The organism is Stenotrophomonas sp. YJH_SMC_17 (assembly GCF_059371655.1).
Genome location: NZ_JCAFUU010000014.1, coordinates 1 through 11,758, shown reverse-complemented (window position 1 = coordinate 11,758; position 11,758 = coordinate 1). Strand labels below are relative to the sequence as shown.

The following is an 11,758-nucleotide window of genomic DNA, read 5'->3' as shown; positions in this document are numbered from 1 at the left end:
GCGCGACGCCGTACTGCCTGAATGGCTGCACCACTACAACTGGCACCGACCCCACATGGGGATCGGCAGCCAACCGCCTATTTCCAGAATCCCGCTGAACAACGTGGTGGGTTTACACAGTTAGTCGACTATCGCGCGCAGCGCGGGGTTATCGCGATCTGATCGAAGAGCAGTCGACTGACAGTCGACTCTACCTCGGCAGGCGTCGGTGCTATCGGAAGTGCAGCTGGCGTGGCACCGCGAACGGGTAACGCCTCTGATCCGCAATTTCGCCACGCTGCTGCGCGGGGCGTTCACCGGTAGAGTCGACGGTTAGTCGACTATCGCGCGCAGCGCGGGGTTATCGCGATCAGATCGAAGAGCAGTCGACTGACAGTCGACGCTACCGTACGCGCTGGATCACGCCGTCACCGGCTGCGGCGCGCGCTGCTGCAGCGCCCAGACGATGCCGCCACCGATCAGGGTCAGCACGGCGGCGAACGCACACACGCCAGGCCAGTCCCAGGCGGCATAGGCCAGCCCACCCACGCCGCCCAGTACGCTGGAGCCGAGGTAGTAGGCGAACAGGTACAGCGCCGAGGCTTCCGCGCGCATCGCACCGGCACGGCTGCCAACCCAGCTGCTGGCCACCGAATGGCCGCCGAAGAAGCCGAACGTCACCAGGGCGATGCCCAGGGCCATCGTGCTCAGCGACGGCATCGCCAGCAGCGCGATGCCCGCGCCGATCAGCGCAAACGAGATCGAAAGGATGCGGCCGCGGCCATAGCGCGTGGCCTGCTGGCCCATCCACGCCGAACTGAAGGTGCCCACCAGATACACGCTGAAGATCAGCCCGACCACGGTCTGGCTGAGGTGGTACGGCGGCGCCAGCAGGTGATAGCCGAGGTAGTTGTACAGGGTGACGAACACGCCCATCAGCACGAACGAGGTGGCGAACAGCCACGGCAGGCCCGGGTCTGCGAACAGCATGCGCCAGCGCGAGGGCAGCTGGCGCAAGCCGCCGCCACGGGCCTGGAAGTGCCGCGACGGCGGCAGCTGCAGCCACAACAGCACGGTGCTGGCGATGGCGATGATCGAGACCACGCCGATGCCCCAGCGCCAGCCCCAGTGGTCGGCGATGATGCCGGCCAGCAGGCGTCCGCTCATGCCACCGATGGCGTTGCCGCCGATGTACAGGCCCATCGCCAGGCCCAGCGCGCGGCTGTCCATTTCCTCGACCAGGTAGGTCATCGCTACCGCCGGCACGCCGCTCAGCGCCAGGCCGAGCAGGGTGCGCAGCACCAGCAGCGTGGTCCAGTCATCCACCAGCGCGGTGCTCAGCGACAGGATGGCCGAGGCCAGCAGCGCGGCGATCATCAACGGGCGGCGGCCGACCGCATCGGAGAGCAGTCCCGCCAGCAGCATCGCCACCGCCAGCGTGCCGGTGGTCAGTGACAGCGACATCGCACTGCCGGCGGCGGACACGCCGAAGTGGCGGCTGAACTCGGGCAGCAGCGGCTGCACCGTATACAGCAGGCCGAAGGTGGAGAAGCCGGCCAGGAACAGCGCCAGCGCAGTGCGGCGGAAGGCCGGTGTGCCCTGCTGGATGCGGGTGTCGGAAGCGGGGTCAACAGCGGGGGGGCGCCGTTCGACGGCCGCGGCGGTTTCGCCTGTCATGGGATCGGTGGGCCGGTGGGGCGGCCGGGTGTGGGAGGGAACGGGCCCAGACTAGGCCCGTTCATCCAGTCGATCCATAACCCGATAAGTCAGGATTGATATGCCTGACGTATTGATTCAGCTTACAGGCGCTGCCACTCGAAGCCGTCGCCCCGGCGGTAATACACCGCCACCGCCCGGCCATAGACCTTGTCCGCATCGACGAAGCCGAAGAAGCGGCCATCGAAGCTGTTGCCACGGTGGTCGCCCAGCACCAGCAGCTTGCCAGCCGGCACCACCAGATCCCCAATGTCCGGGCCACCGCCCATGTCCAGGTCGAGCCGGGCACGGCGCTCACCGAAGGCTTCCACGTCCTGCAGGTCGGCGATCTGCAGTGGCTGCCCATTGATGCTCAGGTGGCCCTCGCGCATCTGCACATGGTCGCCGGCCACCGCCGCCACGCGCTTGATCAGGCGGGTGCCATCGGCCGGCGAATCGAACACCGCCACCTCGCCGCGCTGCGGGGTGCCGGTGGCCATCAGTTCCTTGGCGGTGAACGGCAGGCGCAGGCCATAGGCACGCATGTCCACCACCACCCGGTCGCCGGGCTGCAGGGTCGGCTGCATCGAGCCGCTGGGCACCACGTAATGGTTGGCCAGGGTATCGCGGGCGGCGGCGAGCAGGCCGAGCATCACCAGCAGCGGCAACGCCTCCTTCTTCAGCCAGGCCAGCGCGCGTTCGGAAAAGGGACGGCGGGCAACAGCATCCATGGCAGGCTCCGGGTGGGTGGTAGCTGCATCAGACCACATCCGGGCCGAAGAGGTTCCCGCGCCGGCGTGTTGTAGAGCCGAGCCCGCGCTCGGCGGCTCTTCGCGCGTCGGTGCACGCCAGCCGAGCGTAGGCTCGGCTCTACAGGAAGGGTTACGCAGGTTTTATGCGCGCACCCGGCCACAGGCATCGCACCTTTACGGCCAGCACGCGCATCGTGTGCCCACCGCGCCGCAGGGCGCATTCCGCAAGGTGTTGTATGACCCTCCTGGTGATCCGCCACGCGTCTTCGTCGGCGCCGCGCCCGCAGCTGCCGGCGCAGCTGGCCGGCCATCGCGTGCTGTGCAGCGACTGCGCCAGCCTGTCCGAAGTGCGCCAGTGCCTGTGCCAGCCGCAGGCGCGTTCGGCCGACTGGGTGCTGCTGGATGTCGGCGTGGCCGACGAGGCGCAATGGCAGGCCGAGGGTGGCGCACTGCAGGCGGCGCTGGAACGGCTGCCGGCGCAGTACATCGAGCTGCAGTCACCCAGCGAGCCCGGCCTGGATGCGCGCCTGCGCCTGCAGCACGGCCCGGCCGCAGTGGTGGTCGACCAACGCAGCCAGCAGGCCGGCTATCCGCTGTCGCTGGCCATCGTCGGCCGTCGCCTGGCGCAGGAGGGCTGAGCCATGTCGATCTTCATCATTCGTGGCCCGGAAGCCGCCGGCGCGCTGATCCGCACCGCGATGCCGCTACCGGCGCCGGTACTGAAGACGCTGGTGCATCGGGCGATCGACGCCGGCACCAGCGTGGCGATCCGTGCCTGTGGCTCGGAACAGGAACTGCTGGATGCACTGCGCGTGGCCGACCACAGTCGCGGCGAGGTGACGCTGCTCGATCCGGGGGCATGTGCCAACAGCCTGCGCCTGCAGCGGTTGCTGCCCTATCTGCACAACGCGTACGTGGAAGTGCATGACGACGGCGCAGTGGCCGAGCCGTGCCTGCCGGCCGGTGTCGGCCAGCGCCTGGGCATTGCGGTCGGTTACGGTGCACAGAGCTATGTGCTGGCGCTGGATATCGCGCTGGACCACCTGGGGCTGGCCGAGCAGGCCAACCGGGTGCACGTGGGGACGTGATCTGCTTGTGTAGAGCCGAGCCCATGCTCGGCTGCATTTCCAGGAAAAACCAGCCGAGCATGGGCTCGGCTCTACAGGGGCGGGAAAAACCAGCCGAGCTTGGGCTCGGCTCTACACAAAGAAAAACGGCGGGGGTTTCCCCCGCCGTTTTCTGTTTCTTATTTCAGCCCGCGGAACTTCAGCAGCGGTTCCACCGACGGGTCCTTGCCGCGGAAATCGCGGTACAGGGTCGACAGCTCCACGCTGTTGCCGCGCGAGAGGATCTTGTCGCGGAATTCCTGCCCGTTGGCCGCCGTCAGGCCACCGTGTTCGGTGAACCACTGGTAGGCGTCATGGTCCAGCACCTCGGCCCAGAAGTAGGCGTAGTAGCCGGCCGAGTAACCGCCACCCCAGATGTGGTCGAAGTAGGTGGTGCGGTAACGCGGCGGTACCTGCGGCAGGTCGACCTTGAACTTCTTCAGCGCGCTGGCTTCAAAGGCGCCGACATCCTGCAGCGGCGCATCGGCCTTCTGCGTGTGCCAGGCAAGGTCGAGCAGTGCGGCCGACAGGTACTCGGTGGTCGCATAGCCCTGGTTGAAGCTGCGTGCCTTGAGGATCTTGTCGACCAGTTCCTGCGGCATCGCCTCGCCGGTCTTGTAGTGCTTGGCGTAGTTGGCGAACACCTTCGGATCCAGCGCCCAGTGCTCGTTGAACTGCGAGGGGAACTCGACGAAATCGCGCGAGGTGGCGGTGCCGGCGATCGACGGGTACTTCACGTTCGAGAACATGCCATGCAGTGCGTGGCCGAACTCATGGAACATCGTGGTGACGTCGTCGAAGCTGATCAGCGCAGGCTGGCCGGCGGCCGGCTTGGTGAAGTTGCAGACGTTGTAGACCACCGGCTTGGCACCGGTCAGGCCGTCCTGTTCGACGAACACGTCCATCCAGGCGCCACCGGACTTGCTGTCACGCTTGAAGTAGTCGGTGTAGAACAGGGCCAGCGAGGTGCCGTCCTTGTCGAACACTTCGTACACCTTCATGTCCGGGTTGTAGGTCGGAATGTCGGTACGCGGCTTGAAGGTGATGCCGTACAGCTGGGTGGCGGCGTAGAAGACGCCGTTCTGCAGCACGTTGTCCAGTTCGAAGTACGGCTTGATCTGCGATTCGTCCAGATCGTACTTGGCCTTGCGCACCTGCTCGGCGTAGAAGTCCCAGTCCGAGGCGGCAACCTGGAAGCCACCCTTCTGCGCGTCGATCACCTTCTGGATCTCGCCGGCTTCGGCGCGGGCCTTGGCGGTGGCCGCCGGCACGGTGTCGGTCAGCAGCTTCAGCGCGGCGGCCGGGGTCTTGGCCATCTGGTCGCCCAGCTGGTAGTCGGCGAAGGTGTCAAAGCCCAGCAGCTTGGCCTTCTGCGCACGCAGCTGGGCCAGGCGCTGCACGGTCTGCCGGGTGTCGTTGGCATCGCCGCGCTCGGCGCGGGTTTCCGAAGCCTTCAGCACGGCGGCGCGCTGGTCGCGATCGCTCAGCGAACCGAGCACCGGCTGCTGCGTGGTGTTCTGCAGCGGCAGCAGGAACTTGCCATCCAGCTTGCGGTCCTTGGCGGCGGCCGCCGCGTTGTTGATCGCATCCTCGTCCAGGCCGGCCAGCTTGGCCTTGTCGTCGACGACCACGGCGGCCGCGGCGGTGGCTGCCACCAGGCGAGTGTGGAACTGGGTGGAGAGGGTGGTCTCTTCCACGTTGAGCTTGCGCAGCGAGGCCTTGTCGGCGTCGGACAGCTGTGCACCGGCGCGCACCAGGCCGTCGTAGTAATGCTCGACCAGGCGCTTCTGCACCGGATCCAGTTCCAGCGTATCGCGCTGGTCATAGATCGACTTCACGCGCGCGAACAGCTTCGGGTCGAGGTTGATCTCGTCCTGGTGCGCAGCCAGCTTCGGCGCCACCTCTTCCTGGATCTTCTGGCGCGCATCGTTGGTGTCGGCCTGGACCAGGCCGAAGAAGATGCGCGACACGCGGTTCAGCGTCTCGCCGCTGCGCTCCATCGCCACGATGGTGTTGTCGAAGGTGGCCGGCTCGCTGCTGTCGGCGATCTTGCGCACGTCGGCCAGGTGCTGGCGCATGCCTTCCTCGAACGCCGGCAGGTAGTCGCTGTCCTTGATCTTGTCGAACTGCGGCGCCTGGAACGGCAACGTGCTGGCGCTCAGCAGCGGATTGGTGGAGGCTTCGGCCGGCTGCTGGGCCGGGGCTTTCTGGGCATCGGACACGGGGGTGGACTCCTTGCCGGAACAGGCCGCCAGCGCCAGGCTGATGGCGGCGGCCAGGACTACGGTACGCGACATGTAAAACACTCCTTGGGCAGACGGTACGGGATACCAGCCCTCCACCCTACTCCTGTCGCGCTCGCCCGGCATGTGCCGGACGTGGCGTCTATGCGGCGGCCTGCGGCAGGCTCAGACCGTACCGCGGGTCTTGCCCATCCACGGCCGGTAGAACTCGCGGATGGCGGCCATGTCGGCGGCATCATCGCCGCTGGGCGTGAACAGCGGGCCGATGCCGATGGTCTTTTCCGGGTAGTGGAAATACGCGGCCAGGATCGGCACGTCGGCCATCCGGGCGATCTTCAGGAAGCCGGCCTTCCAGTCCTTCACTGCCTTGCGGGTGCCCTCGGGGGTGATGGCGAACCACATCTTCTCGTTGTTGCGCAGCAGATCCACCGCCTGGCCGACCGTGCCCTGCGGCGAGCTGCGGTCCAGCGGGATCACGCCCAGCTTGTGCAGCAGCGGGCCCAGCGGCCACCAGAACAGCGAGGCCTTGCCCAGCACCTTCACCTTCATGCCCAGCGCGATCTTGGCCGCCATCCCCCACAAGCCGTCCCAGTTGGACGAATGCGGCGCGATGATGAACACCAGGCGGGGAATGTCAGGCAGGGTGCCGGTCACCTTCCAGCCGCCCATGCGCAGGGTGCAGCGCGCCAGCCAGCGCAGGAAGGCGTTGGGTTTGACCTGCGGCATCTGCGGCGGCACGGCCGGCAGCAACGAAGTCGGCTTGTTCAAGCAATCACTCCCAGTCACGTGATGAGCGCCCGCGCTTGATCTGCGCGCGCCCGCGTTTGGCGTCCAGACGACGCAGTTTCGACCCGAGGCTCGGCTTGGTCGCCTTGCGTGGTTTGGGCACGCTCAGCCCGGCCTGGATGAAGGCCGCCAGCCGCTCGCGCGCATCCTCGCGATTGCGATCCTGGGTCCGGAAACGTTGCGCGTCGATGACCAGCACGCCTTCGCTGGTCATGCGCCGGTCACGCCGCGCCAGCAGGCGCTCGCGCAACGGGTCGGGCAACGAGGGCGAGTTGGCCACGTCGAACCGCAGTTCCACCGCGGTGGAGACCTTGTTGACGTTCTGGCCACCGGCGCCACTGGCACGCACGAACCGCTCGACGATCTCGCCGTCGGGGATTTCAAGCTGCGCGCTGATGATGACCGGTCCACTGCCCATCCGCGCATTGTAGCGGCAGCCACGCGCCGGAGTGGGCATCGCGCACCGTATGCCGCCGATCAGGTGCCGAACACGCCGCCTTCGCCTCGGCTGCGGGTATGCTGGCCGTCCCATGTACCGCAGGAAGCTTCGCATGACCCGCTTCGCACCCGCCCTGCCGTCCCTGCTGCGCCGCGCCGCCCTGCTGCTGGCGCTGGCCGTGGCCAGTGTCCCGGCCCTGGCCGCCCCACCGACCGACGGCGACATCAACCGCCTGCTCTCGGCCTCGCGCGCGCAGAGCATGATCGACACCATGCTGCCGCAGATCGAGGCGATGCAGCAGCAGCAGTTCCAGCAGGTGGCCGCCCAGCGCCAGCTCAACGCCCAGCAGCAGGAACAGCTGAAGCGGATCCAGGCCCGGACCAGCCAGACCCTGCGCCAGGCGCTGTCGTGGCAGCAGCTGCGGCCGATGTACGTGGACCTGTACAAGAAGACCTTCAGCAAGGAAGACGTGCTGGCGATGGCCGAGTTCTACGAGAGCGCGGCCGGCCAGAGCCTGCTGGACAAGACCCCGGCGCTGATGCAGAACGTGATGGTGGCCATCCAGGCGCGCATGCAGCCGCTGTTCGCGGATCTGCAGAAGGATCTGGAAGCAATCGTCAACGAGCCGGAAAAGAAATAACGGGGTGCGCCGGGCCACGCCCGGCCGCTGGCTGTAGAGCCGAGCCCACGCTCGGCTACCGCAGCAGCATCAGGCGTCGTCCACCTGCCAGCCAAACAGGTCCAGCGCCTTCTGGAACTCGCGGTCCAGCGGCGCACGTACATCGACCACGCCGCCATCGGGATGCGGGAAACGCAGGCGCTCGGCGTGCAGCAGCATGCGGTGCACGCCCTGCATGCGGAAGATGCGGTTGTGGCGGCCATCACCGTGGCTGGTGTCACCGATCATGTGATGCGACAGGTGCTTGAGATGCCGGCGGATCTGCCGGAAGCGCCCGGTCTGTGGCTGGCAGCGCAGCAACGCATAACGCGAGCTGGTGAACTCGCCGACCGGCACCGACAGCTCGCCGGTGGCCAGGCGCTGGAAGTCGGTGACCGCCGGCTTCTTCACCGGCTTGCCGGGGCCACCATCCAGGTCATGATCGACCTGCCAGACGAGCTCGGCCGGCCAGCCTCGGCAGACGGTCAGGTAGTCCTTCAGCACCTCGCCGCCCATCAGGGCCTTGCCCAGTGCACTGGCGGTATCGCGGTCGAAGGCCAGCAACAGGCAGCCACTGGTGGCGCGGTCCAGCCGGTGGACCAGGAAGATCGGGCGGCCCAGCTGCTCGCGCAGGCGGTCGGCCAGGAAATCGTCTTCGCCACGGGCCAGCTTGCTGTCGTGGACCATCAGCCCGGCCGGCTTGTTGACCACGGCCAGGCGTTCATCCAGGTGCAGCAGCTGCAGGGGCGCGGTGTCGGTCTCGACCGCGGCGAGGGTATCGGGTTCGGTGCTCACCACGGGATTATAAAGGCCTGCCTTCTGTGGAGCCGAGCCCGCGCTCGGCTGCGCTGTGCGACCGGCAACGGCGTGCCAACCAAGGTTGGCACCTACCTGCAAAGCAGTCAGGCGTTGCGCAGGGCCAGCAGTTCGCCATTGCCCACCGGCACCAGGCTGGTGCTGAAGTCCGGATCAGCCTCCAGCAGCACCCGCAGCGGTTCCATCTGTTCTGCATGCGACGTGGCGTTGTCCACCACCAGCAGGCCACCGGGGCGCAGCACGCGGCGCAGCTGCGGCCACCAGCCGGCGTACTGTTCGCGATCCGAATCGAGGAAGAGCAGATCGATGCAGGCCTCCGCGGCCTGCGCCAGCCACGACCCGGCATCACCATGCACCAGTGTGATGTGCTCGCCCAGACCGCTGCGCGCGAAGTTCGCACGCGCCATCGTCGCCTTGTCTTCGGCGAACTCCAGCGTGGTCACATGGCCGTCGATGGCAGCGGCGGCCTCGGCCAGCCACAGCGTCGAGTAGCCGTTGGAGGTGCCGATTTCCAGCACCCGCCGAGCGTTGCCGAAGCGCACCAGCACCGAGAGGAACTCACCGGTATCCGGCGTGATGTTGAGCATGCGCCGGCCGCGCTCGCTTTCGCGGGCGTCGTTGTCGGCGCCGAAGCGGGCCAGTTCGTCCTTGAGCGCCTGCAGCATGGCGGTTACTTCCACCACGCGCGTGCCAGCGCAACGACACCTGCCGCGCCGGACAACCAGCTCCACATCGGCAGGTCGCCCCAGTACCAGCCCGGCGGCTGCAGCACATACATCAGCGCGGCAATGGCGAGCAGGCCGACACCGGTGATCGCACCCACCGCGCGCTGCTGCAGGCGCTGCAGGCTGGCATCGAGCGCAACCAGATCACGCGAACGCATCGCCAGTTCGTGGCGGCCTTCCACCTGCTGGGTCAGCCAGGCGTGTACCAGGCGTGGCATGTCCGGCGCATGGGTCATGATTTCCGGCAGGCGCTTGCCGAGCTCGCGCACCACCCGGCGCGGGCTGTAACGCTCGCGCAGGATCTTCGCCAGCACCGGCTTGGCCACCGCCCAGATGTCGATCTGCGGGTCCAGCTGGCGGCCGACGCCCTCGATGTTCAGCAGGGTCTTCTGCAGCAGGATCAGCTGCGGCTGCAACGTCAGCTGGTAACGCTGCGCCACGCGGAACAGTTTCATCAGCACTTCGGCCAGCGAGATCTGCGACAGCGGCCGGGTGAAGTACGGCTCGCATACCGAGCGCACCGCCGCTTCCAGATCATCGATGCGCACGTGGTCCGGCATCCAGCGTGCCTGCACGTGCAGTTCGGCGATGCGGCGGTAATCGCGGTTGAAGATGGCCATGAAGTTCTCGGCCAGGTAGTACTGATCTTCCTGCGAGAGCTGTCCCATGATGCCGAAGTCCAGCGCGATGAAGCGCGGGTTGGCGCGGCGCGCCGGATCGGTATCGACCCAGATGTTGCCGGCGTGTGCATCGGCATGGAAGAAGTTGTCGCGGAACACCTGGGTGTAGAACACCCGCACGCCCTTGGCGGCCAGCGCCTTGCGGTCGATGCCGGCCTTGTCCAGCGCGGCGATGTCGTCAGACGGAATGCCCCAGACGCGCTCCAGCGTCAGTGCACGCTCGGCGGTGTGGCTCCAGATCACTTCCGGCACGTACAGGTCGTCGCTGTTCTCCCAGAAACGACGCAGCACGCTGGCATTGGCGCCCTCGCGCTGCAGGTCCAGTTCGGCCGCCAAGGTGTTCTCGACCTCGGCCACCACCTCGCGCGGGCGGATCTTGTCGGCGCGCGGGTGGGTGCGCTCGACCAGCGCGGCCAGCGAATTGAGCAGGGCGATGTCGGCGTCGATCTGTTTCTCGATGCCCGGACGCAGCACCTTGACCACCACCTGGCGGCCGTCGGCCAGCGTGGCCGCGTGGACCTGCGCGATCGAGGCCGAGGCCAGTGGCTCGGTATCAAAGCTGGCGAACGCTTCGCTGACCGGCAGGCCGAGCGCGTCCTCGACGATGCGGCGCGCGGTCTCGCCATCGAACGGCTTGACCCTGTCCTGCAGCAGGGTCAGTTCGTTGGCCACGTCCGGCGGCACCAGGTCGCGACGGGTGGACAGGATCTGGCCGAACTTGACGAAGATCGGGCCGAGGTCCTGCAGCGCCAGGCGCAGGCGGGCGCCGCGCGACTGCGAGGCGATGGCTGCGGAGGCGCGCGGAACGAATGGCTTGGCCAGGCGCAGCCAGCGCTCAGCGGGCGTGCCCTGCAGCAGGTCGTCGAGGCGGTAACGCAGGATCACCCGGCCAATGCGGCTTGCCCGCAGCACGGCCTTCATGCGGCACCCCGCAGGCGCTGCACGCGTGCGCCGAGACGCTCGACGTCGTCGCGCAGCACGTCGACGTCATCGTGGAAGGCATCCAGCTCGGCACGCGGTACCACGTCGCGCGACTCTTCGGTGATGAACTCGGCAGCGCTGTGAGCCAGGTCGATCGCCCCCTGGCGCGCATGCTGCAGCGCGCTGCGCAGGGTGTTGGCAACCTGCACGCCCAGTACTTCGCCGAACACGCTGACGAAGGGCTGCTGCCAGTCCGGGTCGAAGCCCTTGGCCAGCTGCTGCAGGCGGCGCGCCAGCTCGGCATCGCCGGCCACGCGCACGCGGCCCTTGCCGTTGTCGTTACCGCGGCGGGCATTGGCCAGCAGCGGCAGCTGGGCCAGAACGCCTGCCAGGCTGCTGCGTACGGCCAGGTCGGCTTCCTGCGCGTCTACCGGGCCGACCCGCAGCTGGTCGCCGTCGACGCTGATGCGCATGGCCAACGACGGTGCTTCCAGGGTCAGGTCGATGTGGCGGCCGTCGAGGCTGGCCAGGGCATGGCGGGTATCCGGATCCAGCGCCAGTGCGCGGTTCAGGGCGATCTGCAGGGCGCGGCCGGCGACCGGCTTGAGGGACTTGAGCAGGGAAAGAGCCATGTGCGCATTCTACCTGCGTGGGTGGGGGGCTTGGGCCGGGTTGCCGCCCGGCACCCGCAGAGGCAACGGCAACCGCAGTAGCCGAAGCAACAGCAAGAGCGGGCATTCCGTGGGGGGCGGGGCGGGTCCAGTGGCGGGGGCCGTAAACCCGTCCCTGGGGGCTTGGCCGCGGCATCCATGCTGCGGACTGATCTGGCCCCCCGTCAGCGGACGCCAAGAAGCGATACTTTGATCGCACTTGGAGGTCCCTTATGTCCCGTCTCACCCGTCGTAGCTACACCGATGAGTTCAAGCACCAAGCCGTGGAGTTGGCCGAGTCGCTCGGG

13 protein-coding genes and 1 pseudogene are annotated in these 11,758 nt (G+C 67.6%); 5 read left to right on the top strand and 9 right to left on the bottom strand.

The features are described from left to right. Both AC5P8Z_RS19665 and AC5P8Z_RS19660 read left to right on the top strand, forming a co-directional pair. Window positions 1-124: integrase core domain-containing protein (locus AC5P8Z_RS19665; protein WP_495229766.1), on the top strand; the 124-nt coding region annotated here is incomplete at its 5' end. A gap of 78 nt (window positions 125-202) precedes the next feature. Beyond that, window positions 203-316: pseudogene (locus AC5P8Z_RS19660) on the top strand (LysR family transcriptional regulator); the annotation flags it as partial. Between the two features lie 83 nt (window positions 317-399). Here AC5P8Z_RS19660 and AC5P8Z_RS19655 read toward each other — a convergent pair. Then, on the bottom strand, window positions 400-1,656 hold the full coding sequence (locus AC5P8Z_RS19655; protein ID WP_495229805.1) for an MFS transporter: 1,257 nt from the start codon (window positions 1,654-1,656) through the stop codon (window positions 400-402). A gap of 122 nt (window positions 1,657-1,778) precedes the next feature. Then, window positions 1,779-2,405, bottom strand: a complete 627-nt coding sequence (gene lepB / locus AC5P8Z_RS19650; RefSeq protein ID WP_495229804.1) for a signal peptidase I — start codon at window positions 2,403-2,405, stop codon at window positions 1,779-1,781. 257 nt (window positions 2,406-2,662) lie between these two features. Between lepB and AC5P8Z_RS19645 the strand changes: the two genes are divergently transcribed. Together AC5P8Z_RS19645 and AC5P8Z_RS19640 are read left to right on the top strand one after the other, a co-directional pair. After that, window positions 2,663-3,064 (top strand): hypothetical protein, encoded by a 402-nt coding sequence (locus AC5P8Z_RS19645; protein WP_021203742.1) that lies wholly within the window; start codon window positions 2,663-2,665, stop codon window positions 3,062-3,064. 3 nt (window positions 3,065-3,067) lie between these two features. Further along, on the top strand, window positions 3,068-3,514 hold the full coding sequence (locus AC5P8Z_RS19640) for a 3-dehydroquinate dehydratase (protein ID WP_495229803.1): 447 nt from the start codon (window positions 3,068-3,070) through the stop codon (window positions 3,512-3,514). A gap of 158 nt (window positions 3,515-3,672) precedes the next feature. Here the strand turns inward: AC5P8Z_RS19640 and dcp are convergent, their stop codons facing one another. The 3 genes from dcp to arfB form a co-directional block, all read right to left on the bottom strand. Further along, a complete protein-coding gene (gene dcp / locus AC5P8Z_RS19635) occupies window positions 3,673-5,829 on the bottom strand; it encodes a peptidyl-dipeptidase Dcp (protein ID WP_197595620.1) in 2,157 nt (718 codons plus the stop codon). A 111-nt stretch (window positions 5,830-5,940) separates the two neighbouring features. After that, complete coding sequence (locus tag AC5P8Z_RS19630) at window positions 5,941-6,501, bottom strand: lysophospholipid acyltransferase family protein (protein WP_224329368.1); 561 nt, start codon at window positions 6,499-6,501, stop codon at window positions 5,941-5,943. A gap of 46 nt (window positions 6,502-6,547) precedes the next feature. Beyond that, window positions 6,548-6,979 (bottom strand): alternative ribosome rescue aminoacyl-tRNA hydrolase ArfB, encoded by a 432-nt coding sequence (gene arfB, locus AC5P8Z_RS19625; protein ID WP_286071976.1) that lies wholly within the window; start codon window positions 6,977-6,979, stop codon window positions 6,548-6,550. 133 nt (window positions 6,980-7,112) lie between these two features. Here arfB and AC5P8Z_RS19620 point away from each other — a divergent pair, with 133 nt between their 5' ends. Then, window positions 7,113-7,640 carry a DUF2059 domain-containing protein gene (locus AC5P8Z_RS19620; RefSeq protein WP_286070598.1) on the top strand — a complete coding sequence of 176 codons (528 nt, stop codon included), beginning with the start codon at window positions 7,113-7,115 and terminating at the stop codon, window positions 7,638-7,640. A gap of 69 nt (window positions 7,641-7,709) precedes the next feature. Here the strand turns inward: AC5P8Z_RS19620 and AC5P8Z_RS19615 are convergent, their stop codons facing one another. From AC5P8Z_RS19615 to AC5P8Z_RS19600, 4 genes are read right to left on the bottom strand one after another with little or no spacing between them, the layout of a single operon-like run. Further along, on the bottom strand, window positions 7,710-8,564 hold the full coding sequence (locus AC5P8Z_RS19615) for a pseudouridine synthase (RefSeq protein WP_495229806.1): 855 nt from the start codon (window positions 8,562-8,564) through the stop codon (window positions 7,710-7,712). Then, window positions 8,561-9,139 carry an O-methyltransferase gene (locus AC5P8Z_RS19610; RefSeq protein WP_286071975.1) on the bottom strand — a complete coding sequence of 193 codons (579 nt, stop codon included), beginning with the start codon at window positions 9,137-9,139 and terminating at the stop codon, window positions 8,561-8,563. Before AC5P8Z_RS19610 ends, AC5P8Z_RS19615 begins: the two co-directional genes overlap by 4 nt. A gap of 5 nt (window positions 9,140-9,144) precedes the next feature. Then, the gene (gene ubiB / locus AC5P8Z_RS19605; RefSeq protein WP_495229802.1) at window positions 9,145-10,800 is read right to left on the bottom strand and encodes a ubiquinone biosynthesis regulatory protein kinase UbiB; all 1,656 of its coding nucleotides are present in this window, start codon (window positions 10,798-10,800) and stop codon (window positions 9,145-9,147) included. Then, window positions 10,797-11,432 (bottom strand): ubiquinone biosynthesis accessory factor UbiJ, encoded by a 636-nt coding sequence (locus AC5P8Z_RS19600; protein WP_286070595.1) that lies wholly within the window; start codon window positions 11,430-11,432, stop codon window positions 10,797-10,799. The genes ubiB and AC5P8Z_RS19600 overlap by 4 nt, the downstream gene beginning before the upstream one ends. Window positions 11,433-11,758 lie beyond the last annotated feature (326 nt).